Here is a 25517-nt window from a genome sequence, read left to right as displayed (position 1 = left end):
GGTGAGTGCGTTGACATCCCCAAAAGCCTATGCGGCGCTGGCTGTTTTCCAGGCCGGTGATGCCGTGGCGTGTGCCATCCCGCTCCCGTACATCGCGAAATCCCTTGATACGCTGGGCGTTCCGCAAAACATCCGGTGGATTCTTCCGGTGGCCAAAGTGGCCTCCGTAGTCGGATTGCTGTCGGTTACCCGGATCCCAGGACTTGCGCGGCTGACGACGGCGATGCTGACGCTCTACTTTGTGCTCGCGGTCGGGGCGCACATCCGGGCCCGCGACCGAGTCGTGAATACGGTTCCGGCGGCGTCATTTTTGGCGATGTACGCAGTGCTGACGGCGAAGGGCCCGAGTCGGCGTCAGTGACTCGCGGTGTGAACAAGTAACGGCTGCCGCGGACACGAGTTCCGCGGCAGCCGTCGTTGCGGTGGTCAGGGACCGGGTGAGGTTGGCCGTCGTCATTCCCTCGCGTTGAGTCGCAGCTCGACGATCGGCAGAGGTGTGTCGGTTTCGGTGATCGGGGCGCCCAGCGTCTGCTCGAGCACGGGCTTGAACTGTTCCCAGGCGCGGGGGCGATCGGCGATGTATTCCGCAAGCGCCTGATCTGCCTCCGCCGTATTCAGCACCCGCGCAGTTGCTGGCGCAGGCGCACGGCTCCCCGCGTAGACCCGCACGTGCGGGTTGGCCTGGACATTACGAAACCATTGAGCTTTTTCGCCGAAGCCCGCGACGACGACATATCGGTCGGACGCGGGATGGCCGACGACTTCGAGCACGACGTAACGCGGCGTACCGGTTTTGCGGCCGATGTGTTCGAGCATCAGTAGACGTGACCCCAACAACGCTCCGGCACGGGCCTTATAGATCCAGATCGGCGCGCGCATGAGCCGGCGCGACCGCAGGATCCGTGCGCCCACAGCAGCGAACAGCGAGGACGGATGCGTGGTGGACATGGGGCCTCCATTTCTTGGCGGGTCAGGCGTCGCTGGCAAGTCCGTCGCGATAGATAGCGAAAACCTCGCCCGCCCAACGTGTTATGCCTTCTGCCGAGAGCGGGTCGACGCCGAGCACTTCGGCCAGCCGCGAACGCAGGGTCAGCACCGCCAGGTCGTTGACCAACAGGAAGGCCGCCCGCATGTCGGGGTCCACACCCGGGCTGGCGGTTCCGGCGGCGACCATGGCGTCGAGGGTGTCGCGGCTGAGGCGGTGCAGCCGCGCGAAGAGTGCTGTCCCGGCTGCACCGCCGCTGATCAGCAACCGGCTCAGATAGGCCGGGATCGCCGAGTCAGGTGGCAGGTGGGTAGCCAGGCCGTCGAGCATGCTGGGCACCGTGGCGGGATCCAGACCGGAAGTTGCAGTGCGCGTCGTCATTTCACTCAGCACCGCCTCAAGACTGCTGACGACGTGATCGTCGACTGCCGCCACCAAGCCGTCCTTGGAACCGTAGTGGCGCACCAGTAGGGCCGGTGACACCCGTGCGGCGGCGGCGATGTCGCGCATTGTGACGCCGTCGGGACCACGGGCGGCGAACAGCGCCAGCGCCTCGTCACGGATGCGGGCCCGCGCCGTGCGATCATCCGGCGGCGGTAAATGCATGTTCACAATTGTAAACGCTTGTTTAGTCGACGCCAAATGGCACCGCTTTGCGGATGAATCGGGCCGTTCTGGGTACGCCATGTCCTGATGAGCCAGGGACGTCGCGCGACCGGCCGTAAGCGTCGGCACAAGAGAAAATGGAAACGACGCGAGATCCGGGTCGCCGACCAGGAGGCGATGCGGCGGTCGATCGCCGGTACTGCCGTCGGGAGCTTCACGGAGTGGTACGACTTCGGCGTCTATGGCTATCTGGCAACGACGATCGCGCAGGTGTTTTACCCGACCGACAGTTCCAGCGCAGTCGGCCTATTGGCCACCTTCGGCACGCTGGCGGCAGCTTTCCTCGTGCGCCCGCTCGGCGGGTTCATCTTCGGCCCGCTCGGCGACCGTATCGGACGCAAACAGGTGCTGGTGATCACCATCTTGCTGATGAGTGCGGCCACGGCGGCCACGGGGGTGCTGCCGGACTACAACGCCATCGGTATCTGGGCCCCGATCCTGCTCGTCGTCACGCGAATCCTCCAGGGCCTCTCCACCGGCGGTGACTACGTCGGCGCGATGACTTACATCGGTGAGAATGCCCCGGACCGCAAACGCGGCATGATGGCCGGATTCCTGCCGGTAGGCACGATGAGCGGGTTCGTGGTCGGAGCGCTCGTGGTGACCGGATTGCAGACCGCGCTGCCGACCAACGCGATGGCGAGCTGGGGTTGGCGAATCCCGTTCCTGGTGAGCGCGCCGCTCGCCGTCGTCGCGGTATACATGCGATGGCGCCTTGAAGAATCGCCGGACTACGAGAACAAGGATGAAAGTGAGCAGAGGTCCAGCGAGGGCGCCGGGCGACAGTTCAGACAGACGGTTGTGGAGCAATGGAAGCCACTGCTGGTCTGCATGGGTCTGGTGCTGACGTTCAGCGTCAGCAGTTACATGCTCAGTGGCTACCTGCCTACCTATCTCAAGAAGACCGCAGGCATCGGCGAGTCGGCGGCGCTGGTAATGATCCTGCTGGTCCTGGTTATTTTGCTGTCTGCCGTGGTATTCGTCGGAAAGTTGTCCGACCACATCGGTGTCAAACCGATCATGTGGACCGGCTGCGGCTTGCTCATTGCAGTATCGATCCCGGCCTTCCTGCTCATCCGATTCGGCGGTAGCTACCTGGCGGTATTCATCGGCGTGCTGCTCGTCGGGATCATGCTGCTCTGTTTCAACGGCACTCAGCCATCCATGTTGCCGGCGCTTTTTCCAACGAATGTGCGCTACGGCGCAGTGGCGATCGGATTCAACATCTCGGTGTCGGCTTTCGGCGGCACCACCCCACTGATCGCCGAGTCGCTGATCTCCATTACCGGCAGTCAGATGGTGCCTGCTTACATGCTGATGGTCGCTGGCCTGGTCGGCGCGGTCACTTTGCCCTTCACGCCCGAAATGGCCGGCAGGAGGCTGCCCGGATCCGGACCATCGGTCGAAAACGAGCAGGAGGCGCGTGAGTTGGCCGCAGACGTGTAGTCAGCGGGGTCTCATCGTTAAGCCGTTTCCCGCGTGCTCTGGTTAAACCGGCGGTTTGGTGGGGTCCGGGCGAAGATCACGCAGTCGCGGCAGGTCGGGATCTGACTGCACGTATTCGGTGACCGCCTCGGGTTCGATCAACCCGTAGCGGACCTGCAAGTCAACTGGATTCAGGCCGAAGTAGCGGGCCACCTTGATCAGGTTGTCGGCGCTGATCAGCCTGTTCTCGCGTGCCGCCTTGTAGTACGCGGACTTGCGGTAGCCGAACGCCTCGTAGACTTCGGTCGCGGCCAGCGGTCTGCCGACCAGATAGGGCAGCACCACCGCAGGATCCTTTTCGCGGTCATCCATGATCTTGAACTTTAATACTCGGCATGGAGTTGTTGTCCCTCCGCCATGCAGAGCTGGCGACCCGGTTGGCGGGCGCGGGTTATGGGCGGCGCGCGCCGTCTTGATGTAGTGGGCCACGACGCTATGGTGGTAGCCGGCGGTCTTATGCGCCGTCATCCGAGGACCGCCAAGCCAGCAAACCAGCGGGGGAGGATCAGTGGACATCGTCCTGGGTATGTCGATGGCGCCCGAGACGGTCCGCATGGTGCTGGTCGAGGGAGAAAACGCCGACGGGCTGACGGTCGACAAGGACGACTTCGACGTAGCCACCGTCGATGACTCGGCGAACTCCGGGGCGGCCGATCAAGTGATCGCCGCCATCCTGGGCACCCGGGAGAGTGCGGCCGAAGGCGACCACCATCTCGCATCGACCGGGGTGACGTGGACGGATCCGGTGGAAGCCGCGGCACTACGCGACGCGCTGGCCGCCCACAAAGTCGAGAACGTCATGTTGGTCTCGGCCTTCTTGGCCGCAGCCGCTTTGGCTCAGACCGCCGGCAGCGCTGTGGGGTATGCGCATACCGGGCTGCTGTTCGTCGAGCCGGACACTGCGACGTTGGCCATTGTCGACACCGCTGACGGCTCGATCGTCGACGTACGCCGACAGCCACTGCGCAGCGCCGATGCGCCCACCGCCTTGACCGAGATGATGGACGGGCTCGACACGTTGAATGGGCGCCCGGACGGGGTTTTCGTCGTCGGCTGCGGTGTCGACGTCACAGCGATCAGACCCCAGCTGGCGACCGCCACCGCTCTTCCGGTCAGCGGTCCAGACGATCCCGAAACGGCGCTGGCACGCGGGGCGGCATTAGCGTCGGCCAATTCGCCGCTGTTTGCGTCATCGACAACCGCGTTGGCCTACTCGCAAGTGCATGACTGGACGACGGCTGAGCGAATCGACGTCTCCGCCGACACCGGCCTGACCGAAATTCGTGCATACAGTATTGCAGCGGACGACGACGCTTTCGCCGGTGCAGATGCCGAGCTCAGCGCTGACGAGAACGACTACGGACGCAGACCGTTCCTGGTGGCGCTCAGCGTGATGATGGTCTTCTTCGCTGGGATCCTGGCACTGGTCGTTTCCCTGGCTGTTGCCGTGCGCCCCGCGGTCAGTCAGCAGCCAAGCCCGCGCGGAAATCTCGTCGTGCCGGCTCAGCAGGCCCCGGCGCCTCCGCCGGCGTCGCTGAACAAAATCGAGCCGCCAGTGCGCGAGTCGCAGCCAATACCGGATGCCATACCGGCGGCTCCGGCACCCGCGCCCGCGGCTTCCGCCCCGGCGCCCGTTCATGTGCCCGCTGCCTCCGCCCCCGCTCCGGACGCCCCGGCGCCTGCGCCCGAGGCCCCGGCGCCTGCCCCCGACGCGCTGGCTCCGGTTCCGGCGGCGCCTGCGCCCGCGGCTCCTGCACCTGTGCCGATAGCTCCAGTCCCAGTACCGGTGCCGGTTCCGATGGTGCCGCTGGCTCCCCGGCTACCGCCAGTCTTCAATCCGCCGGTACAGAGCCCGCCGTCGCAGCGCCTACCGCAGCGTCCGGCTTGGCGGCCAGGCGGTGGTCCGCGAAACCGGGGCGGCTGGCAGCCAGGCGGCGGTAATCGCGGCGGTGGTGGCGGCATCGGAATCGGTGGCGGTCACGGGGGCTTCGGCGGTGGCTTTGGAGGCGGGCACGGCAGAGGTCGCTGACACCGCCGCCCGGCCGACGCCCCGTCATCCACCCACCGGCCACCGCGGAACCATGTTGGGCCGCAACAGGAATCGGCCAGCATCGGCAACGCGGGCAGCACCTCGCCCGGTCATGGGCGCCATCGGCATTAGCGGTATGCCTGCCGGCGCAACAACCGGCGAAGCGCTCGAACCGATGTTTGTCGTCGACAGGGCAACCGGGCTGCTGACCGGCGCCCCCGCAGCCCAACTTTGCGGTACCGACAGCGCGCCGACCGAGGCGCCTCGGCCCACACCCGCGGAGATTGCACCGCCAGCACCGGCGCCCAGGCCTGATAACCCCGCTGATCCCGACGCCCCCGCCGCTGAGGACAGCGTCTGAACACTGGCGCCTCCTGTCGCGCCGGCGATATTCGCGGTCCTCGCCAGCCCAGCCGCACCGACGAGGAAACTCAACGACGACGCCACAGTTCTGGTATGTCCGCTCAGCGAATCCAGGATCGACTGAGCCGGTTCCAGCGGCGACGACGGCGATGCGAGTCCCTGCAGCGCTCTGGGAATCACTGAGGGCGACAGAATTTTCTGCGCCTGAGTGCCGGTAAATTCACCGACGGCTCTGGCAACTGCGGCGCCCTGACGGGCCACACCGGCCGGGTCCGCACTGGGCGGCGCGGAGGTGAACGGCATTACCGTCGACGCCGTCGCGGAGCCTGCGGCATAGCCGTACATCGCCGCGGCATCCTGCGCCCACATCTGGCCGTAGTGAAACTCGGTGGACGCAATCGCCGGAGTGTTTTGGCCCAGAACGTTTGTCGACATCAACGACATCAGCAGCGCGCGATTGGCAGCGATCACCGGCGGAGGCACCGTCATCGCCCGCGCCGTCTCGTAGACGCCCGCCGCAGCCCTGGCCTGAGACGCCGACTGCTCTGCTTGCCCGGCGGTGGTGTGTAACCACGCGATAAACGGTGCCACGGCGGCTGCCATCGACGCCGACGCCGGCCCCAGCCAGGGCCCGCTGCTCAGCTGTGAGATCACCGACTGGTAGCCCACGGCCGTGGTATGGAGCTCGGCGGCCAGTCTGTCCCAGGCCACCGCGGCGGCCAGCATCGGCCCTGAGCCGGGACCGGAATACATGCGTGCGGAATTGATTTCCGGAGGCAACAGTCCAAAATCCATTTCTACTACCCTGTTTCAGCCGGTCGAGATCGGACGAGTCGTCATTTCCGGACCAATGCTGACTAAAGACATGAGTTCTCCTGAAAAGTCGTTAGGGAAATGGGTCTCGCCGACTCGTCGTGTGGGCGTGGGCCTATCAGCAGGTCGACGCGAGTGACCGGTCGCTACAGATGCGCACCGGAGCAATTGAGTCAGTTCGCACCGGCCGTTGTGCGGTAACAACGGCTCGGCTCGAACCGATCAGCAACGGTTGATGCAGAACTGGGTCAAAAGTTGTTGGCCCGCAAGCAAGATGGCAGGCGCGTGGGTGCCGGCACCACTGGGCCGGTAACCGAGCGTCGGTGAGGGAGTCGGCGCAGGCGACCATCGCGATAGCGGCCACCAACGTAGCCGCGGTGCCACCGCACGGTGCAGTCCCAAAGTGGCAGATGCCTTTTGGCTTGTCGGCGACGAGTCGTCGTCAACATCGGCGCCTTGAATGTCGTCGACGGACAGCGATACCAACACAGGAGGCGACGGTGAAGACACCGCGACCCCGAATCGCACCAACCCGTATCCGAGTACGCCAACCAACACACACGTCGCAACAACGAGTGCAACGGCCGACCGCAGCCATGGCGGGCTGGGGCCGTCGCGAAAACTCATAGTCATTCAAAACTATCAAGGCAGTTGCCCCATGGACGTCTCCCGCGCTTCGGTCAAATCAAATACATAGAGAGAGTTCGCGGAGCCTGCGCTACGCCCAGTCACTCCCGAGTCGCCAGATTCAGCGTGTTTTGGGTGCAGCACAAGTCTTTTGCTCGACGCCAGATCCCGAGTGATGCCGCCGATGCTGGCGTACTTCGTAGCTCAACAGCGCCGCGCCGACCAGGCCCGTGCACAGCGACACTAAAACCAGCAGCGGGCTGAGGTGGCCGGTGAGCGCATCGCCCAGGATGACTACCGCGGCGGTCCCGGGAAATAGACCCGCAAGCGTCGCCAGCGTGTACGGCATCGCCCGCACCGCTGACGCGCTGACGGCGTAGTTGAGCACCGAGAATGGCACCGCGGGAATCAGCCGCAGCGATACCACCGCCACCCAGCCGCGCTCGCGCAGGCGGGCATCCAGCGTTTCGACGGCCTGATGGCGCACCAGACGGCTCAGCTGCCAACCGGCCGCGCGCACCAACGCCAACGCAATCACTGCACTGGCGGTACTGGCCACCACAGCGATCGCCACCCCCACCGCCGGCCCGAACAACAGCCCGGCGGCCAGGGTGAAGGCGGTCCGCGGAAACGGCAATACCGTCACCACGATGTGGGCGGCCAGAAACGCCAGCGGAAACCACGGCCCGACGGACGTCGCCCAGTCGCGCAGCTGCACCGCCGTGGGTAGCGGCACCAGCAATGCCACCGCCACCAGGGCGGCTACTGCCGTCGCGATCACGACAACCCGTCGTCGGGGCACCTGCCGTGCGGTGGCGACGACCGAGGAAGCCACGCCGCGCAGCACATCAGCGATTTTGCTGGTCGCGCGAGCCGTCACAGCTCAAGACTACGGGCGGCTGCCCTCGGTTTCCGGGCGCGGACCGGTATCAATTAGCCTGGTTATCAAGTGGCGACCCCCGACGAAGGGGGCCACATGCTGCAACAACAGGAGCCGCCGGTGTCTCTCGATGTGTCCGCCGAGCCCGCCGACCTCGGTCAGGGCCGGGCGAAATGGCGCGCGGCGGTGGCCGGGGTGTTGGCCAAGAGCATGCGACGCGACGCCGACGAGTTCGGCGCCGAGCCGGAGCGGCAGTTGGACACCCCGACGTATGAGGGCTTCGCCATCCGGCCGCTGTACACCGCATTCGATGCGTTGCCGGAAACGTCTCTGCCTGGCGAATGGCCCTATCTCCGCGGCGGCGACGCGCTGCGCGATGTCAATTCGGGCTGGAAGGTCGTCGAGGCATTCCCGGCCAATGGCGCCGACGGCAACGCCGCGGTGCTGGCCGCACTCACCGATGGGGCCAGCGCGCTGCTACTTCGTGTCGGTCAGGACGGTGTACCGCCGGAACAGCTCGACCAGTTGCTCGCCGGGGTCTACCTCGAACTGGCGCCAATAATCCTCGATGCCGGCGCGGACTACACCGGCGCTGCTGATCGGCTGCTGGCATTGGCTGCCCAATCGGACAACCCGGCGACGTTGTCGATCGACCTGGGAGCCGACCCGCTGACCGCCCCCCTGAGCGGACGGGCATCCGCACCGCTAGACGAGGTGGTCGCGCTCGCCGAACGGGTCACTGACAGCCAGGGCGCACGGGCGATCACTGTCGACGGCCCGGCGTTCCACAACCTGGGCGCCAACGCAGCCTGGGAACTGGCCGGCAGCATCGCCGCGGCGGTGGCGTATCTGCGGATACTCGAAAAATCGCGTCTATCGGTCGCAAAAGCGCTGCCGCAGATCAGTTTCCGATTCGCAGCCGATGACGACCAATTCATGACGATCGCCAAATTCCGTGCCGCCCGCCAACTCTGGGCGCGAGTCGCCGAGGTTACCGGCGCCCCAGCGGCCGGAGCGACCACCATCCACGCCGAGACATCGCTACCGATGATGACTCAGCGCGATCCCTGGGTGAACATGCTGCGCACCACCCTTGCCGCGTTCGGCGCGGGCGTCGGCGGAGCCGACACCGTGTTCGTGCTGCCGTTCGACGTCGCCATCCCCGGCGGCTTCCCGGGCATGGCGACAAGCTTCTCGCGGCGCATCGCCCGCAACACCCAATTGCTGCTGCTCGAGGAGTCACACATCGGGCGGGTACTGGACCCGGCCGGCGGGTCGTGGTTTGTCGAGGACCTCACCGAGCAGTTGGCGCAGCAGGCGTGGCAACATTTCCAGGCCATCGAGCATCGCGGTGGATTCGTCGACGCCCGCGACTATGTGGCCGATCAGATCGCCGAGATCGCCGGGCGCCGCGCCGACGACATTGCGCGCCGACGCACCGCCGTCACCGGCGTCAATGAATACCCGAACCTCACCGAACCGCCGTTGCCGCAATCAGATTCATCGGCGGCTATCAAACGATACGCAGCCGCGTTCGAGGCGTTGCGGAACCGTTCGGATGCGTACCTCGAACGCACCGACGAGCGCCCCCGGGTGCTGTTGTTGCCGTTGGGGCCGCTGGCCGAGCACAATATCCGAACTACCTTTGCAGCAAACCTGTTGGCGTCCGGCGGTATCGAAGCGGTCAACCCAGGCCCACTCGACGCCGACGGTGTCGCTCAGGCCCTGTCCGCCAACGGTTCTCCGACATTGGCGATCATCTGCGGCACCGACAAGCGCTACGCGGCCGAGGCCGAGAGCGTCGTCGAGGCCGCACGCAACGCCGGGGTAGAGCGCGTCTATCTGGCCGGGCCGGAAAAGGCCATGGGGGAGGCCCAACACCGGCCCGATGACTACCTGACCGCCAAGATCGATGCGGTCCAGGCTTTGTCGAACCTGCTGACCCGGTTGGGAGCCTAGCCACCATGACCGTCCACGATGTCGCCGGCCGGCCGGCCCCGGAGACCGCATCCGCCGTCGGTAGCTTCGCCGACGTTCCGTTGCACGGCGAGCGTGCCGCCGAGCCCGCCACCGAAGCAGCGGTCACCGAGCACGTAGCGAAAGCCGCGTCGGCGCACGGGTACACCCCGGACCAGTTGGACTGGCAGACGCCGGAAGGCATTGTGGTCAAACCGGTTTACATCGCCGCTGACCGTGACGCGGCGGTTGCCGAGGGCTACCCGCTGGACAGCTTCCCCGGTGAACCGCCGTATGTGCGCGGTCCCTATCCGACGATGTATGTCAATCAGCCGTGGACCATCCGCCAGTATGCCGGCTTCTCCACGGCCGCAGACTCCAACGCCTTTTATCGCCGCAACCTGGCCGCCGGCCAGAAGGGCCTGTCGGTGGCGTTCGATTTGGCGACTCACCGCGGCTACGACTCCGACCACCCACGGGTGCAGGGCGATGTCGGAATGGCGGGTGTGGCAATCGATTCCATCCTCGACATGCGGCAGCTGTTCGACGGGATCGACCTCTCTGCGGTCAGCGTGTCGATGACGATGAACGGCGCGGTGCTGCCGATCCTGGCGCTCTATGTGGTGGCCGCCGAGGAACAGGGGGTGCCGCCGGAAAAACTGGCCGGCACCATCCAGAACGACATTCTCAAAGAATTCATGGTCCGCAACACCTACATTTATCCGCCCAAGCCGTCGATGCGGATCATCTCCGACATCTTCGGCTATACCAGCACGAAGATGCCTAAGTTCAACTCGATCTCGATTTCCGGCTACCACATCCAAGAGGCCGGCGCCACAGCTGATTTGGAGTTGGCCTACACGCTGGCCGACGGGGTGGACTACATCAAAGCCGGCCTGGACGCCGGCCTGAGTATCGACCAGTTCGCGCCGCGGCTGTCGTTCTTCTGGGGCATCGGGATGAACTTCTTCATGGAAGTCGCCAAACTGCGTGCCGGCCGGCTGCTGTGGAGCGAGCTCGTCGCCCAATTCAGCCCGAAGAACCCCAAATCGCTGTCACTGCGTACACATTCGCAGACGTCGGGCTGGTCGTTGACCGCCCAGGACGCGTTCAACAACGTCGCGCGTACCTGCATCGAGGCGATGGCCGCCACCCAGGGGCACACCCAATCACTGCACACCAATGCGCTCGATGAGGCGTTGGCCCTGCCCACCGATTTTTCCGCCCGCATCGCGCGCAATACGCAGTTGGTTCTCCAACAGGAGTCGGGAACCACCCGGCCGATCGATCCCTGGGCCGGCTCGTATTACGTGGAGTGGCTGACCTACCAGTTGGCCCAACGCGCCCGTGCGCACATCACCGAGGTGCAAGAGCATGGCGGTATGGCCCAGGCCATCGACGATGGCATCCCCAAGCTGCGTATCGAGGAGGCTGCCGCGCGCACCCAGGCGCGTATCGACTCCGGGCGGCAGCCGGTGATCGGCGTCAACAAGTACCAGGTCGACGAGGACCACGAGATCGAGGTGCTAAAGGTCGAGAACAGCCGGGTGCGTAGCGAGCAACTCGCCAAACTGCAGGAGCTACGGGCCGATCGGGACCAGGGCGCCGTCGAGCATGCGTTGGCCGAACTCAGCCGCGCCGCCGGCGAGCACGGGCCCGGCGGCGAGGACGGGCTGGGCAATAACCTGATGGCACTGGCGATCAACGCGGCCCGGGCCAAGGCCACCGTCGGGGAGATCTCCGATGCGCTGGAGAAGGTGTACGGACGTCATCAGGCCGAGATCCGTACCATCGCCGGGGTTTACCGCGACGAGGCGGGAGGAGACGGAGACATTACCCCGCTTTCCAAAGCCACCGAGCTGGTGGAGAAGTTCGCCGAGGCCGACGGTCGACGTCCGCGCATCCTGGTGGCAAAGATGGGCCAGGACGGCCACGACCGTGGGCAAAAGGTGATCGCAACGGCGTTCGCCGACATCGGGTTTGACGTCGACGTGGGTTCGCTGTTCTCAACTCCGGACGAGGTGGCCCGCCAGGCCGCTGACAACGACGTGCACGTCATCGGGGTGTCGTCGCTGGCGGCCGGTCACTTGACGCTGGTGCCGGCGCTGCGGGATGCGCTGGCCGAAGTGGGCCGGCCCGACATCATGATCGTGGTGGGCGGCGTCATCCCGCCGGGCGACTTCGACGAGCTCTACGCCGCCGGAGCCACCGCCATTTTCCCGCCCGGAACCGTCATCGCCGACGCCGCGAGCGGCTTGCTGCACAAGCTGGCCGAGCGGCTGGGGTACACCCTTTAACTCAATGACAACCGAGAACGGCGACAGCATCGACGAACTCGCCGCCGCTGTCCGCAGCGGTGATCGTGCGGCCCTGCCGCGGGCCATCACGTTGGTGGAGTCCACCCGGGCCGACCACCGCGACCGGGCGCAACAACTGCTGCTGGCGCTGATGCCGGAAGCCGGAAGGGCCCACCACGTCGGCATCACCGGGGTTCCCGGGGTAGGCAAGTCGACGGCCATCGAGGCGCTCGGCATGTATTTGATCGGGCAGGGTCATCGGGTGGCGGTTCTGGCGGTCGATCCGTCGTCGACCCGCACCGGCGGATCGATCCTCGGCGACAAGACCCGGATGGCGCGGCTGGCAGTGCATCCCGACGCCTACATCCGACCGTCACCGACCTCGGGCACCCTAGGCGGGGTTGCCAAGGCCACCCGGGAAACCGTTGTGTTGTTGGAGGCCGCCGGTTTCGACGTGATCCTGATCGAGACCGTCGGGGTCGGCCAATCCGAAGTAGCGGTCGCCCACATGGTCGACACCTTCGTCTTCTTGACGTTGGCCCGCACCGGGGATCAGTTGCAGGGCATCAAGAAGGGTGTGCTGGAGCTGGCCGACATCGTCGTGGTGAACAAGGCCGACGGTCAGCATCTGCCCGAGGCTCGATCCGCTGCACGTGAGCTGTCCGGGGCGATCCGGTTGATCTATCCGCGCGAGACGCTCTGGCGACCGCCGGTTCTCACGATGAGCGCACTGGAGGGAACCGGCCTGTCTGAGCTGTGGGACACGGTGGAACGTCATCGGCACGTACTGACTGACGCCGGCGAGTTCGATGCGCGCCGTCGCGCCCAGCAGGTCGACTGGACCTGGCAGATGGTCCGCGACACGGTGCTGGATCGGGTGTTGGCCAATCCGGCGGTCCGCAAGATCCGCGCCGAGGTGGAACGCCAGGTCATTGCCGGGGAATTAACCCCTGCGTTGGCCGCTCAGCAAATACTCAAGGTTGCATCAGGCTAACGGAAAGGTAACTTCAGTCTTGTTTGCGGATGACGTCGGTAAATTCGAAGATGTGAGGCTCGAAGTCGTGGGCAACCGGCGGTCGGTACTTCCGCGCCGGGTACACGGAGCCGCCGATCCACACTTTTCCTGCGCAGTCCGCAGCTTTGCCAGCATGTTCCCCGGGGGCCGGCTCGGTGGCGGAGCACTGGCCGTGTATCTCGACGGCGAACCGGTCGTCGATGTGTGGACCGGGTGCGCGGACCGGCGCGGACGGGTGCCATGGACAGCGGATACCGCTCCGATGGTGTTCTCGGCAACCAAGGGCATGGCTTCCACCGTCATCCACCGATTGGCCGACCGAGGCCTGATCGACTACGACGCTCCCGTTGCCGAGTACTGGCCGGAGTTCGGCGCCAACGGCAAGGCCGACATCACCGTCCGTCAGGTCATGCGGCACCGGGCCGGCTTGTCGGCCTTGCACGGCGCGAGTACGCAAGACTTGCTGGATCACGCGGTGATGGAACAGCGGATGGCAGCGGCGCCGGCCGGGAAGCTCCTGGGCAAACCCGCGTATCACGCGCTGACATACGGTTGGTTGATGTCGGGGCTGGCCCGGGCGGTCACCGGCAAGGGCATGCGCGAGCTGTTCCGCCAGGAGTTGGCCGAGCCGCTGAATACCGACGGGCTGCACCTGGGCCGGCCTCCAGTCCACGCGCCGACGCAGCCCGCGCAGATCATTACGCCGCAAAGCACCATCCCCAACCCGCTGTTCAACGCGGTGGCCCCTAAGATCGCCGCGCTGCAGAGGTCCGCGGGATTCGGCGCCATGTATTTCCCGGGAATGAGAGCGGTTGTGCAGGGCGAGATTCCGTTCCTGGACGGCGAGCTGCCAGCGGTGAACGGAGTGGTGACTGCGCGTGCTCTGGCGAAGATGTACGGGGCGATCGCCAACGGCGGCGAGATCGACGGCACCCGGTTCCTGTCCCGCGAGTTGGTCGCCGGCCTCACCGGCCGGCCGAGTCTCCGTCCAGACCGGAACATCTTTGTGCCGCTGGGTTTCCACCTGGGGTATCACCAGGTGCCGTTCAATCTGATGCCAGGCTTCGGCCACGTCGGGCTTGGCGGTTCGCTGGGATGGGCCGATCCGGCGAGCGGGTTGGCATTCGCTTTCGTGCACAACCGGCTGCTGTCGCCGTTTGTCGTGGTGGATCACGCCGGGTTCGTCGCGACGGGCACCATGCTGCGGCACGGTGCCGCTGAGGCCCGCAAACACGGGTTCGAGCGGGTGGCAGAGTTCGGGGCACCCTTCTCTGAGCCCGGAGCTGCTGTGGGCTGAAGCGTGTCGACCAAGTGGCTACGGTCGAGTTTGCTTAGTAACAGGGCGATTTGGCTGAGGCAAACGAAGCCTTCGTGCGGCCAGGGTGGTTTCGTAGTGGTGACCGCTGCGTCGGTAGTGGTTGATCCAGCCATCGGTGCGTTCGACGACCCGGCGGCGGGGTTGAACGATGAAACCACGGCCGGGTTTTGGTCCAGACACGTCGTCGACGGTCACACTGGCCTTGGCTTGCCGCCCGGGTGACGGTTTGGCCGGTGTAGCCCTTGTCGACCCACATGTGGCTGATGGTGGGCGCGACCCGTTTTGGCCTTCGCAAAATAACGCCAGGAAGGCAGCCCGGTCCTGCAGGCTCACCGGTGGGAAGGGGGGCGACCGCGACCAAGATGGCGGCGGAGTCGATGAACATGTGCCGTTTCACGCTGTCGACTTTCTTCGCCGCGTCAAACCCGTGTGGCCCGGGCACCGGAGACGCCTTGACCAAATGAGCAGTCCAAACCGCCGCCGCGGTCTGCGGCGGCGAGCGGATCGGGCGCAGACTTCGGCGCGGATCGTGGTCAGAATTTGGGCCCAGGTGCCGTTGCAGCACCAGCACAGGAAGTGTTGGTGGGCCGCCGCCGCCCAGTTCACGGCGAAGTCGTGGGGGAGGTGGCGCACACACAGCCGGTGCGAAGCACATACAGGACGGCGTCGAGATATTCGCGGTACGGACTACCGTCCACCTTTGGGATGTTCGGTACGACAAAGCGGGTAATGCGAGCCTACGCGGTGTCGGACGGATCGGATCGATAGCGGCGTCGGGAACCGAGTTCCGGGTCGGATGAGCTGGCGATGGTGATCGCAGGGTTCGACAATTCTTCGCTGGCCAGGGTGTTGTCGGTGGGCTATGAAATGGTGCGTGGTGAGATGACCCGACACACCACATTCAGGTTCTGTCTGGACCCGACGGTTGAGCAACATGAGATGCTGGCGCGGCATGCGGGGGCATCGCGGTTCGCGTTCAACCAGTGCCTTCGGATGCTGAAAAATGCGCTCACACAACGTTGCACCGACCCGAATACTAAGGTGCCCTGGACGGGGTTTGATCTGATCAACACCTTCAACGCGTGGAAGAAGACTGAGGACGCCGGGCGGGTCTTCACTGTCGACAGCCGTGGTGTTGCCGATACGACGGTGACCGGCTTGGCGTGGCGGGGTGAGGTGTGTCAGCAGGTGTTCGAGGAAGCCGCCGTCGACCTGGGTAAGGGCCTGAAATCGTGGTCGGATTCGCGATCTGGTTGGCGTAAAGGCAGGCGGGTCGGGTTTCCGCGCTTCAAAAAGAGGACCGGTGATGTTCCGTCGTTTCGGCTGCGCAACAAACATTCCAAGGGTAGACCGCCGGCCATCCGGGTCGGCGACAGCGAGCGGCCCCGCTCGGTGACGCTGCCTGGCATCGGGTTGATCGGGGTGTGTGATGACACCCGCCGACTGCGCCGCATGCTCACAAAGGGTCGGGCGAAAATCCCGTTCGTCACCATCAGCCATCGCGGGGGTCGGTGGTGGATCTCGCTGACCGTCGAGGCCGCCGACCTGCATCCCGACTACCAGCACCCGGCTCGCCTTGACGATGGTGGCGGCTGGATAGGCGTGGATCGCGGTTTGTCGGCGTTTCTGGTCGCCGCCACCGCCGATGGCACCGAGGTCGCCCGCATCAGCGACGCGCCCAAGGCGTTGGCTGCTGGGCTCAAACGCCAACGACGGTTGGCGAAATCGTTGTCGCGCAAGAAGAAAGGATCACACAACCGCAAGGATGCCGCTACCCGGTTGGGGCGGCATCATCACCGTGTCGCCAGTGTGCGCCGCCATTTTCTGCACCAGGTGTCTGGCGAGCTGGTCAAGACCCACGACCGGCTCGTCATCGAGAACCTCAACGTGCACGGAATGCTGCGCAATCACCGGTTGGCTCGCGCCATCTCCGATGCCGGCTGGTGGCAGTTCGCCCGGATGCTCGCCTACAAGCAGAGATGGCGCGGCGGGCAGCTCGTCGAAGCCGACCGCTGGTATCCCTCGACCCGCCTATGCCCCCAATGCGGGGCCGTCAACCGTGAAATGACGCTTGCGGATCGGGTGTTCACCTGCAGGTGCGGGCATACCGCCGACAGAGACACTAACGCCGCGGTGAATCTGGCCCGCTGGGGCCACACCCACCACGACCCCCTCGATCCCCGGACCCCCAAGCAGGAGGCCGGGCCACCAATGCCCGCCGACGGGACGGCGCTGGCCGACACCCTAGTGTTGGTGAAACCAGCCCGAATGACGCGGGAACCGACGTTCACACCGCATCCGCGGCCTGAACCGACGACGCCCGAGAAGGGCGGTGCCGAATACTCACCAGAGTTGTTCGACACGCTTTAGGCGTCTTCGAGCCGGAAGCCGACTTTCATCGTCACCTGGTAGTGCGCGACGGCTCCATTCTCGAGGTGGCCGCGCACCGATTGCACCTCAAACCAGTCGAGGTTGCGGGTGGTCTCCGCTGCGCGGGCCAGTCCGTTGCGGATCGCCGCGTCGACGCTCTCTGAAGACGTTCCGACGATTTCGATCACGCGGTAGGTGTGGTTGTTCATCGGCTTCCCCTAGTTTTCGGGCGGGCTTGAACGGGATAGTGCGTCAGGACGTTCGCCGGGTGATGGTGATCGACTTATCGATCTTCTTGAATGCCGTGAAAGTCGTTGCAGGAACGCCGAAGACAGTGGCGAGGACCTCGGGTGGAAGACTGCTGATCGAGGCGCCGATGCCGATATCGTCTTTGCCTTCTTGTGTGCTGGCGTTGAACACGATGACCAGATTCAGGTCATCGCTGCCCTTGTTCTCGAAGTAGTGCAGCGAGCCTTGCGGCGCGAAAATCACGTCTCCGGAATCAGCGTCGAAGGTTTCGGTGTGTCCGAGCGGATCGAGCAGGGTCCAGGTGGCGGTCCCGCTGATGATCACGCTGATTTCCCATGCGCTGGGATGCCAGTGTGGTTCCCGGATGCCTCCGGGCTGCAGCGTCACAAAAACGACGCTGGCCTGCTGTCCGGTGAGGATCGGGAAATTGTCCTCGTGGGCCTGGCGCAGAAAGCCGCCGTCAAATGTGGTGGGGGACAGGGCACCCAAACGAAACAAGTGCGATTGCGAGGTGTTCAGTTCGGCGGGAATCCGCGGATCGCCGAACCGGGCAGGGTCATCGGTCATCGAATCGTCCGTGGGTCCTTCGCGGTAGCTGTTGGGGGCATTGCCGGACAGTGCGCGGTCGACACCAACCCCGCCGACTGCCGCGGCACCGGCCAAGCCGGCGCTGCTCAGCATGACCCGTCTATTGATGGGCATATCCCCATGTTATGGGCCGCGAACAACCTTGGGGGGTCCTTGCCTTCCAACGAATGACGCGACGCCCCGGACCGGGACGTCGCGTCATCGCTGAAATCATCAGCGCCTGGCAGCGTGATGGGCACAAGCAAGAAGCTCGTGCTTGTCCGCTCAGTAGTTGTTGCAGGTGCTGAAGACTTGTGTGAGAAGGGGAATGTACTGCTGGCCCTGTGGCGAGTTCTGGACCATCTTGGCGTACTTCAAGCGCTGGGGCGGCGGCGCGGCAAGGAACATCCGCACCTGATTCTGCAGCTGCGGATTACTGTTGAATTGCTCGACGGTGGCTGGATCTGCCGAAGCGTTGAGCGCTGCTGCCGCTTGATCGTACGTGCAGGTGGTGTTGACGAAAACGTCCAGATTGGGATCCGCGGACGCGACCCCCGCCCCAGCAGTCAACGCCAGTGCCAGACCGCCAGCCGCGATAGCGGATCTGGTCAACGACAGTTTGATCATGTGTGGCTTCCTCCCATTGATTGCACCCTGATTGCACCGACTCTAACCGTCCAGTTCACATTCTGCCCGAACTTTTCGTAGCCCCCCAAACCGCCCACAACGCCGAGGACGGGACCACAATCGGCCGGCGATCAGCACTTAGCTGACCTTACCAGTCGCAAGTATACGGCCTATCGTCGCTGGGCCTGGGGGTTGTTCTCTGATGGTGAATACCTACTGGTGAGATGCTGGTCCTCCGAGGGTCCGCAACGGGTCTTGGTGCCATCGTAGGGGCCTTCCAGTGCCCACTGGACGGGCCAGTGCCCCCTGGACGGGCCCGCCTCAGTTACCTCTGCGCGCCGCACCTAGCTCCCGAATATGGTGGACTGTCACGGGGTCCGCCGAACTAACAAACTGCCACTCGATAAGAATGGTCTTCTATGTCACGTTCATTCAATGTGTTGGCCGAGTCTTCTAGCAGCGTTGAACAGATTCATGCTGCATTCGGCCGCGAGGACTATTGGCTGGCCCGCATCGCGGCCGGTGGCAGCGACAACACCACACTGGATTCGTTTACGGTCGACTCCGACCAGACGGTGACAATGCGCGCCACCCAACATCTAGGCCGTCAGTTACTGCCTCGACTAATCGCCAAACTCCTTCCGGGCGATCTAAAAATTGTGCACAGCGAAACGTGGAGAGCGATCGGTGATCGCAGAGTACGCGGGGAAGTCAACGTCTCGGCCTCCGGCGAATTGGGATCTGGTCGTGCGGAAGGGTGTTTGGTGCCTGCGGGCAACGGTTCGCAGCTGGAGTTTTCTGGCACAGTGGAAGTCAAAATTCCCCTGTTGGGCAGCAAACTCGAGAAATCCATTGGAACCAATTTAGCTGAGGGCATCCCGGCATTGCAGCGGTTCACTACGACGTGGATCGCCGAAAATTCCTGAATGATCGTCGCTGAAATTGCGATTACCCGTCGAGCGCCAACCTAGACGGTCGTCCTCGGGAAGACGTCTGTGACGGCCTCGTCGTCGCGGTATTCGTCCTGAAGCATCAATGTCCGTGTCACAGGGCGCGGTGCCATAGAGCGAAGCATGAGGCTGGCCGGGCGCGGACGAACCACCTGCGGCCACCAGAACCAACGTCCGAGCAGCGCGGCAATGGACGGTGTCATGAACGCGCGCACCACCAGGGTGTCGAACAGCAGGCCCAAGCCGATGGTGGTACCGACCTGACCGATGATCCGCAGATCGCTGACCGCCATCGAGGCCATCGTGATGGCGAACACCAGGCCTGCATTGGTCACGACCTTGCCGGTGCCGCCCATTGCCCGAATAATGCCGGTATTGATACCGCTGGCTATTTCCTCTTTCATCCGCGATACGAGCAGCAGGTTATAGTCAGACCCCACCGCCAATAGAACGATCACGGACATCGGCAGTACCATCCAGTGCAATTGAATGCCGAGAATGTACTGCCAAATCAGCACAGACAAGCCAAACGATGCGCCGAGCGAAAGTGCCACCGTGCCCACGATCGCTAACGCGGCAATAAAGCTACGCGTGATGATGAGCATGATGATGAAAATCAGGCAGAGTGCACCAACGCCGGCGATCCACAAGTCGTATTTTGCCCCGTCGTGGAAGTCCTTGAAGGTCGATGCAGTTCCGGCGAGATAGATCTTGGAGTCCTCCAGCGGTGTCGCCTTCAGCGCCTCCTCGGCCGCCGTCCTGATCTTGTCGATACGCGCTATGCCCTCAGGCGTGGCGGGATCGCCCTTGTGGGAGATGATGAATCGAGCCGCTTTCCCGTCCGGGGACAGGAAGGAGCTCATCGCCCGCTGGAAGTCTTTGTTCTCGAAAACCTCCGGAGGCAAGAAGAAGGTGTCGTCGTTTTTGGCCGCGTCGAACGCCTGCCCCATGGCGGTCGCGTTCTCGCTCGATTCGTCCATCGCCTTGAAAAGCCCCGACATGGTGCTGTGCATCGTCAGCAACATCGTGCGTGCGCGCTGCGCAGTCGCGATGAGTTGGGGGAAGTTTTCAAGGAGCTGCGGCAACAGCTTTTCGAGCTCTCCCAGATACTGAACCACAATCGAAAGATTGTCGGCCGCCAGATCGACACCGTCGACGCTCTCAAATACTGTCCTGATTGCATAGCACAACGGGATGTTTGTACAGTGCTTCTCCCAGAATAAAAAGCTCTTGATCGGCCTAAAGAAGTCCTCAAAATCCGCGATATGGTCCCGCAGCTCGCTGGTCACGGCCTCCATTTCACGGGTCACGCCAATCGTATGAAGAGTATTGTCGGTGATTTGCTTCTGCAAATCGTACAGCCGCTGCATCGTCGCGACTTGAGTGGACAATATGTCCGCCTGCTTCAGCATGTCGTCAATACGGGCCTTCATATACTGCATGACCTGCTGTCGGCTCGCGTTTTGCATACTGATGATAAAGGGGATTGACGTGTGTTCTATTGGCGCTCCCTCGGGCCGGGTTATGCCCTGGACAAGTGAGACGCCGGGGACGTGGAAGATCCCCTTGGCCAATTTGTGCAGGACTAGGAAATCAGCCGGATTGCGCATGTCGTGATCTGATTCGATCATCAGAATTTCGGGCATCATCCGCGATTGAGAGAAATGACGGTCGGCAGCCGCATACCCTTCGTTGGCCGGAATATCCTGAGGTATGTAGAGCCGGTCGTTGTAGCTGGTCTTGTAACCCGGCAGGGTCAGCAGGCCGACCAGCGCAATTGCTAGCGTCGCAGTGAGAATCGGTACGGGCCAGCGAACAATCGCGGTGCCGAGTCGGCGCCACCGGCGGACGCCGACTCTGCGCTTGGGGTCGAATAACCCAAAGCCACTTCCGAGCGCCAGAACGGCCGGTACCAGAGTGAGCGCGACCGCGACCGCAACCACCATGCCGATTGCACAGGGGATGCCGATTGTCTGGAAGATGGGCATTCGGGTGAAGCTCAGGCACAAGATCGCGCCGGCGATCGTCAAACCCGAGGCCAAGACAACGGGAGCGACTCCTCGATACGTGGTGTAGTAGGCCGTTTCCGGGTCCTGGCCGGACTGGCGCGCCTCGTGATACCGACCGAAGAAGAATATGCCGTAGTCGGTTCCGACGGCGATACCGAGAGCCACTAATAGGTTAATGGCAAAAGTCGAGAGAACAAGGATGTTACTGTCGCCGAGAAATGCGACGATACCCCGAGCCGCCCCTAATTCGACGCCGACCATAACCAGCAACAGCACCACGGTGATGGCCGAGCGGTAAACAAGAAGCAGCATCGTGAAGATGATCGCAACGGTGATCACGGTCATCTTCACAATGGATCTATTACCGCTGCGCTGCATATCGGTGACGAGCGCCGCTGGGCCGGTGACATAGGCCTTCATGCCGGGTGGCGGCGCCGTCCGGTGCAGGATATCCCGGACCGCGGCGATAGATTCTTGCCCCAGGGTTGTGCCTTGGTTTCCGGCCAGATTCAACTGCACATACGCGGCCTTGCGATCGTCGCTTTGCGCGCCGGCGGCGGTAAGCCGATCACCCCACAAATCTTGCACGTGTTGCACATGCGTCGGGTCGTCGCGTAAATCCCGCACCAATGTGTCGTAGTAAAGGTGCGCATCCTCGCCGAGCGGCTGCTGCCCCTCCAGCACGATCATTGCAAAACTGTCCGAATCGGATTCTTGGAAGTCCTTGCCCATCTGCTTCATGGCCTGTACTGCCGGCGCGTCTTGCGGAGCCAGCGGTACGGAATGCTCTTCGCCCACGCGTTCCAGCGACGGAACGGCAAACGTCACAAGGAGCGTGAGCGCTACCCAGGCCAGGATGACCAACAGCGAAAACCTGCGTATGGCCCGCGGCACGAAAGGGCTCTTAGGGTGTTCGGTGCTCATGCGGCGCTCATTATCCCGGGCTCCGTCCCCACCTGGATATCGCCACTCACTGCGGCTGTCTCAGCAAGGCACGCACCAGCGGACGGGGTCCCGATGGTCGGAGCAACGTACTGGCGGGTCGTGGACGCACTTGTTGCGGCCACCAGAACCAGCGTCCCAGCAGCGCGGCGATGGATGGCGTCATGAATGCCCGGACAATCAGTGTGTCGAACAGCAGACCCATTGCGATCGTCGTGCCCAGCTGACCGATGATGACCAGATCGCTGACGATCATCGACCCCATGGTGAACGCGAACACCAGGCCCGCGTTCGTTACGACCTTGCCGGTACCGCCCATTGCGCGAATAATGCCCGTTTTTATGCCCGCGTGTATTTCCTCTTTCATCCGGGACACCAATAGCAAGTTGTAGTCGGAACCTACCGCCAAAAGGACAAGCACCGACATCGCGAGCACGGCCCAGTGGATTTGAGTGTGCAGCAAATGTTGCCAGACCAGTACGGACAGCCCGAAGGATGCGCCCAGCGAAAGCAATACTGTGCCCACGATCACCAGCGCGGCGATAAAGCTTCGCGTCATGAGCAGCATGATGATGAAAATGAGGCAGACCGCGGCGACGCCGGCAATCATGAGATCGAACTTGGAGCCGTCCACCAAGTCTTTCGTCATCGCTGAGGTGCCCGTGAGGTAGATTCTGGCGTTTTCCAGCGGAGTTCCCTTAAGCGCTTCCTCGGCGGCGGTCTTTATCTCGTTGACTCGCGCTACGCCCTGCGGCGACGCTGGATCGTCCCGTTGGGAAACGAGCAGACGAGTGGCTTTCCCGTCCGGAGAGATGAAGACGTCCATGACTCGTTTGAAGTCTTTGTTCTTGAAAACCTCCGGAGGGAGGTAGAAAGAATCGTCGTTCTTGGATGCGTCGAATGCCTTACCCATGGCTGTCGCGTTATCGCCCACCTCGTCCATCTGGCCGATCATCCCGGACATGGTGCTGTGCATGGTCAGCATCATGGTCCGCATGCTCTGCATGGTCGCGATCATCGATGGGAATTGTGCGACGAGTTGCGGCATGAGCACGTCGAGCTGATCAAGGTCTCCCACCAAAACGTCGAGCTTGTCGTTGAGCTCGTCGACGCCGTCAATGGAATCGAATACCGATCGGATTGCCCAACATATGGGGATGTCGTAGCAGTGCTTCTCCCAATAAAAGTAGCTGCGGATCGGTCTGATGAAATCCTCGAAATCCGCGATGTGATCCCGCAAATCTTGCGTGATGTCCCGCATCTCATGTGTTGAGGCGACCATCTTATGCGTCGTACCGACAAGTTGCTGCATCAGGTCATACATGCGCTGCATGATGTTGATCGTTGCGGTGAGGTCATCAGCTTGCTTGAGGATGTCATTCATACGGTCTTTTTGGAAACCCATGACCGAAAGCTGACCCGCGTTTTGCATGCTGAGCATATACGGTATCGACGTGTGGTTGATCGGAGTTCCCTCGGGCCGAGTGACCGACTGCACCCGGGAAACTCCCGGAACCGCGAGTACACCCTTCGCCAGTTTATTCAATACAAGAGCATCGGCCGGATTGCGCAAATCGTGGTCGGTCTCGACCAACAGCATCTCCGGGGCCATCATGGCCGACTCGGGGAAATGCCGTTTCGCGGCCGCGACCCCCTCCTGGCTGGGAATATTTTTGGGAATGTAATCCATGTCGTTGTAGCTGGGGCTGTATCCGGGCAGCGTCAAAAGCCCGATAAGCGCGACAGCTAACGACGCAACGAGAATGGGTCCTGGCCACCGAACAATCGCCGTGCCAATTCGTCGCCATCCATGAGTGGAAAGCGGCCGCTTGGGGTCGAACACACCGAAACGACTCCCGACGTTGATGACCGCCGGAACCAGAGTGAGAGCGACGGCGACCGCGACGAGTACCCCGACTGCACAGGGGACGCCCAGCGCCTGGAACCACGGCAACCGGGTAAAGCTGAGGCAGAAAAGCGCGCCGGCGATCGTCACGCCGGAGGCCAACACAACCTTGGCGGTCCCGTGATACGTGGTGTAGTACGCCGCTTCCCGGTCTTCGCCGGCCTGACGTGCCTCTTGATATCGCCCGATGAAAAAGATCCCATAGTCGGTTCCGGCCGCGATCCCGATGGATACCAACAAGTTAACGGCGAAGGTCGTCAGGCCGACCATATCCAGGTTGCCGAGGAACGCGACGAGTCCTCGAGCCACCTGCAATTCCAGTCCGACCGTCACCAGCAAAAGAATGACGGTAAGAAATGAGCGATAAACGATGAACAGCGTCCCGAAGATCACGGCGGCGCTGACCAGCGTGATTGTAATGACCGTGCGGTTACCGCTATGGCCCATATCCGCAACGATCGCCGCGGGCCCGGTGACGTATGCCTTGACGCCCTGCGGAGCCGGTGTCCGCGCCACGATGTTTTGGAGGGCTTCGAGTGAATTGTCGGCCAAGGTCGTCGCCGGCAGACCGGCCAAGTTTACTTGCACATATGCGGCCTTGGCGTCGGAGCTTTGTGCGGCGCCGCGGGTGAGTGGATCGCCCCAGAAGTCCTGGATGTGCCGGATATGTTCGGGATCGTCTTTCAACTGGCGGATCAAATGGTCGTAATATTTGTGGGCCTCGTCGCCGAGGGGTTCTTTCCCCTCTAACACGATCATCGCCGCACTATCGGACGTGGATTGCTTGAAGTCGTCATTCATGCGCGACATCGCCTGAAACGACGGTGCATCGCTGGGGTTCAGCGAGACTGAATGCTCTTTTGCGACTTGTTCCAATGGGGGAAGGGCGATACCGACGATGATGGCGATTCCCACCCACGCCAAAATGATCGGTACCGAGAATCGATGAATTGTGCGCGCTACGCGAGACTGAGTGGCCTGCTCGTAGCCCGTGTGATCGGTAATCACGCGGCCTTCAGCAGGCAGAAGGTGAAGGCATTCACTTCGTGCGAAACCCTTTCGGATTTGATCTCATTGTCCACCGTGATGCGGCAGCCGATACTGGCGCCGTCACCCTGAGCCGTGACATTTCCAATGCCCGCCGCCGCGGTGATCGGGAATTCCAGCGACCACGGCAAATGCACTCCTTCGAGGCGCTGCGGGTCACCCTCGGCGTCGAAGTAGCTGATTGAGGCCACCGTCCCGGGCGGCCCGAAGACCTCGTAGGTGAGGCGCTTGGGGTTGAACGGTTTCGATTCCCCGGCTCTGGTGTCGGCATACGACGTGCGCTTCTCCGAGCCGAAGATGCCGTGCAGCCGCGAGACGGTGAATCCGCCGGCAACGATCACTGCCACGATGACCAGCGGAATCCACAGTTGCCGCAGGACCCTGAGGATCGCACGCCCCCGATTCGGACGATTCCG

20 protein-coding genes are annotated in these 25517 nt (G+C 63.3%); 9 read left to right on the top strand and 11 right to left on the bottom strand.

What is annotated here, in order from left to right:
- Window position 1: 1 nt before the first annotated feature.
- Complete coding sequence (locus tag AC5Y42_RS14190; protein WP_499898948.1) at window positions 2-361, top strand: DoxX family protein; 360 nt, start codon at window positions 2-4, stop codon at window positions 359-361.
- Between the two features lie 92 nt (window positions 362-453).
- Here the strand turns inward: AC5Y42_RS14190 and AC5Y42_RS14185 are convergent, their stop codons facing one another.
- Together AC5Y42_RS14185 and AC5Y42_RS14180 are read right to left on the bottom strand one after the other, a co-directional pair.
- The gene (locus AC5Y42_RS14185) at window positions 454-948 is read right to left on the bottom strand and encodes a nitroreductase family deazaflavin-dependent oxidoreductase (protein WP_499898946.1); all 495 of its coding nucleotides are present in this window, start codon (window positions 946-948) and stop codon (window positions 454-456) included.
- Window positions 949-970: 22 nt separating this feature from the next.
- A complete protein-coding gene (locus AC5Y42_RS14180; protein ID WP_499898945.1) occupies window positions 971-1591 on the bottom strand; it encodes a TetR/AcrR family transcriptional regulator in 621 nt (206 codons plus the stop codon).
- Between the two features lie 177 nt (window positions 1592-1768).
- Between AC5Y42_RS14180 and AC5Y42_RS14175 the strand changes: the two genes are divergently transcribed.
- Entirely contained in the window at window positions 1769-3097 is a 1329-nt protein-coding gene (locus AC5Y42_RS14175; protein ID WP_499899053.1) for an MFS transporter, read from the top strand.
- A gap of 42 nt (window positions 3098-3139) precedes the next feature.
- On the opposite strand, the gene AC5Y42_RS14170 is transcribed toward AC5Y42_RS14175, so the two are convergent.
- Complete coding sequence (locus tag AC5Y42_RS14170; protein WP_499898944.1) at window positions 3140-3448, bottom strand: helix-turn-helix domain-containing protein; 309 nt, start codon at window positions 3446-3448, stop codon at window positions 3140-3142.
- A gap of 196 nt (window positions 3449-3644) precedes the next feature.
- Here AC5Y42_RS14170 and AC5Y42_RS14165 point away from each other — a divergent pair, with 196 nt between their 5' ends.
- Window positions 3645-5165, top strand: a complete 1521-nt coding sequence (locus tag AC5Y42_RS14165; RefSeq protein WP_499898942.1) for a DUF7159 family protein — start codon at window positions 3645-3647, stop codon at window positions 5163-5165.
- A gap of 24 nt (window positions 5166-5189) precedes the next feature.
- Here the strand turns inward: AC5Y42_RS14165 and AC5Y42_RS14160 are convergent, their stop codons facing one another.
- Together AC5Y42_RS14160 and AC5Y42_RS14155 are read right to left on the bottom strand one after the other, a co-directional pair.
- Window positions 5190-6323, bottom strand: a complete 1134-nt coding sequence (locus AC5Y42_RS14160) for a PPE family protein (RefSeq protein ID WP_499898940.1) — start codon at window positions 6321-6323, stop codon at window positions 5190-5192.
- Window positions 6324-7089: 766 nt separating this feature from the next.
- Window positions 7090-7848: a TVP38/TMEM64 family protein gene (locus AC5Y42_RS14155; RefSeq protein ID WP_499898938.1), complete on the bottom strand. Its 759-nt coding sequence runs from the start codon at window positions 7846-7848 to the stop codon at window positions 7090-7092.
- A gap of 120 nt (window positions 7849-7968) precedes the next feature.
- Between AC5Y42_RS14155 and mutA the strand changes: the two genes are divergently transcribed.
- From mutA to AC5Y42_RS14130, 5 genes are all read left to right on the top strand, one after another.
- Complete coding sequence (gene mutA / locus AC5Y42_RS14150; protein WP_499899051.1) at window positions 7969-9807, top strand: methylmalonyl-CoA mutase small subunit; 1839 nt, start codon at window positions 7969-7971, stop codon at window positions 9805-9807.
- Between the two features lie 5 nt (window positions 9808-9812).
- The gene (scpA, locus tag AC5Y42_RS14145) at window positions 9813-12101 is read left to right on the top strand and encodes a methylmalonyl-CoA mutase (protein WP_499898936.1); all 2289 of its coding nucleotides are present in this window, start codon (window positions 9813-9815) and stop codon (window positions 12099-12101) included.
- 4 nt (window positions 12102-12105) lie between these two features.
- Entirely contained in the window at window positions 12106-13095 is a 990-nt protein-coding gene (gene meaB / locus AC5Y42_RS14140; protein ID WP_499898935.1) for a methylmalonyl Co-A mutase-associated GTPase MeaB, read from the top strand.
- 52 nt (window positions 13096-13147) lie between these two features.
- Complete coding sequence (gene lipL / locus AC5Y42_RS14135; protein WP_499898934.1) at window positions 13148-14413, top strand: esterase/beta-lactamase LipL; 1266 nt, start codon at window positions 13148-13150, stop codon at window positions 14411-14413.
- Between the two features lie 828 nt (window positions 14414-15241).
- Window positions 15242-16804, top strand: a complete 1563-nt coding sequence (locus AC5Y42_RS14130; RefSeq protein WP_499898932.1) for an RNA-guided endonuclease InsQ/TnpB family protein — start codon at window positions 15242-15244, stop codon at window positions 16802-16804.
- Here the strand turns inward: AC5Y42_RS14130 and AC5Y42_RS14125 are convergent.
- The 3 genes from AC5Y42_RS14125 to AC5Y42_RS14115 form a co-directional block, all read right to left on the bottom strand.
- Window positions 16801-17013, bottom strand: a complete 213-nt coding sequence (locus AC5Y42_RS14125) for a dodecin (protein ID WP_499898930.1) — start codon at window positions 17011-17013, stop codon at window positions 16801-16803. The two genes, AC5Y42_RS14130 and AC5Y42_RS14125, sit on opposite strands and share 4 nt — an antisense overlap.
- 43 nt (window positions 17014-17056) lie before the next feature.
- Window positions 17057-17755 carry a cupin domain-containing protein gene (locus AC5Y42_RS14120; protein ID WP_499898929.1) on the bottom strand — a complete coding sequence of 233 codons (699 nt, stop codon included), beginning with the start codon at window positions 17753-17755 and terminating at the stop codon, window positions 17057-17059.
- Between the two features lie 150 nt (window positions 17756-17905).
- Window positions 17906-18244 carry a hemophore-related protein gene (locus AC5Y42_RS14115; protein WP_499899050.1) on the bottom strand — a complete coding sequence of 113 codons (339 nt, stop codon included), beginning with the start codon at window positions 18242-18244 and terminating at the stop codon, window positions 17906-17908.
- A 422-nt stretch (window positions 18245-18666) separates the two neighbouring features.
- On the opposite strand from AC5Y42_RS14115, the gene AC5Y42_RS14110 reads away from it, so the two are divergent.
- Complete coding sequence (locus tag AC5Y42_RS14110; RefSeq protein ID WP_499898928.1) at window positions 18667-19173, top strand: DUF2505 domain-containing protein; 507 nt, start codon at window positions 18667-18669, stop codon at window positions 19171-19173.
- Between the two features lie 41 nt (window positions 19174-19214).
- Here AC5Y42_RS14110 and AC5Y42_RS14105 read toward each other — a convergent pair whose 3' ends face one another.
- Genes AC5Y42_RS14105 through AC5Y42_RS14095 form a run of 3 tightly spaced genes read right to left on the bottom strand, consistent with a single transcriptional unit; the run spans window position 19215 to window position 25478 of the window.
- On the bottom strand, window positions 19215-22130 hold the full coding sequence (locus AC5Y42_RS14105) for an MMPL/RND family transporter (protein WP_499898927.1): 2916 nt from the start codon (window positions 22128-22130) through the stop codon (window positions 19215-19217).
- 46 nt (window positions 22131-22176) lie between these two features.
- Window positions 22177-25062, bottom strand: a complete 2886-nt coding sequence (locus AC5Y42_RS14100; protein ID WP_499898925.1) for an MMPL/RND family transporter — start codon at window positions 25060-25062, stop codon at window positions 22177-22179.
- Window positions 25059-25478: an MmpS family transport accessory protein gene (locus AC5Y42_RS14095; protein WP_499899048.1), complete on the bottom strand. Its 420-nt coding sequence runs from the start codon at window positions 25476-25478 to the stop codon at window positions 25059-25061. Before AC5Y42_RS14095 ends, AC5Y42_RS14100 begins: the two co-directional genes overlap by 4 nt.
- Window positions 25479-25517: the final 39 nt, after the last annotated feature.

Source organism: Mycobacterium sp. NGS48 (assembly GCF_059812585.1).
This window is presented reverse-complemented; position numbering and strand designations above follow the sequence as displayed.

Bases quoted from the DNA above. Each gene is read 5' to 3' on its own strand.
- AC5Y42_RS14185 (WP_499898946.1), bottom strand. From the start codon at position 948: ATGTCCACCACGCATCCGTCCTCGCTGTTCGCTGCTGTGGGCGCACGG.
- AC5Y42_RS14180 (WP_499898945.1), bottom strand. From the start codon at position 1,591: ATGCATTTACCGCCGCCGGATGATCGCACGGCGCGGGCCCGCATCCGT.
- AC5Y42_RS14175 (WP_499899053.1), top strand. From the start codon at position 1,769: ATGCGGCGGTCGATCGCCGGTACTGCCGTCGGGAGCTTCACGGAGTGG.
- AC5Y42_RS14170 (WP_499898944.1), bottom strand. From the start codon at position 3,448: ATGGATGACCGCGAAAAGGATCCTGCGGTGGTGCTGCCCTATCTGGTC.
- AC5Y42_RS14160 (WP_499898940.1), bottom strand. From the start codon at position 6,323: ATGGATTTTGGACTGTTGCCTCCGGAAATCAATTCCGCACGCATGTAT.
- scpA (WP_499898936.1), top strand. From the start codon at position 9,813: ATGACCGTCCACGATGTCGCCGGCCGGCCGGCCCCGGAGACCGCATCC.
- meaB (WP_499898935.1), top strand. From the start codon at position 12,106: ATGACAACCGAGAACGGCGACAGCATCGACGAACTCGCCGCCGCTGTC.
- AC5Y42_RS14130 (WP_499898932.1), top strand. From the start codon at position 15,242: ATGGTGATCGCAGGGTTCGACAATTCTTCGCTGGCCAGGGTGTTGTCG.
- AC5Y42_RS14125 (WP_499898930.1), bottom strand. From the start codon at position 17,013: ATGAACAACCACACCTACCGCGTGATCGAAATCGTCGGAACGTCTTCA.
- AC5Y42_RS14120 (WP_499898929.1), bottom strand. From the start codon at position 17,755: ATGCCCATCAATAGACGGGTCATGCTGAGCAGCGCCGGCTTGGCCGGT.
- AC5Y42_RS14110 (WP_499898928.1), top strand. From the start codon at position 18,667: ATGTCACGTTCATTCAATGTGTTGGCCGAGTCTTCTAGCAGCGTTGAA.
- AC5Y42_RS14105 (WP_499898927.1), bottom strand. From the start codon at position 22,130: ATGAGCACCGAACACCCTAAGAGCCCTTTCGTGCCGCGGGCCATACGC.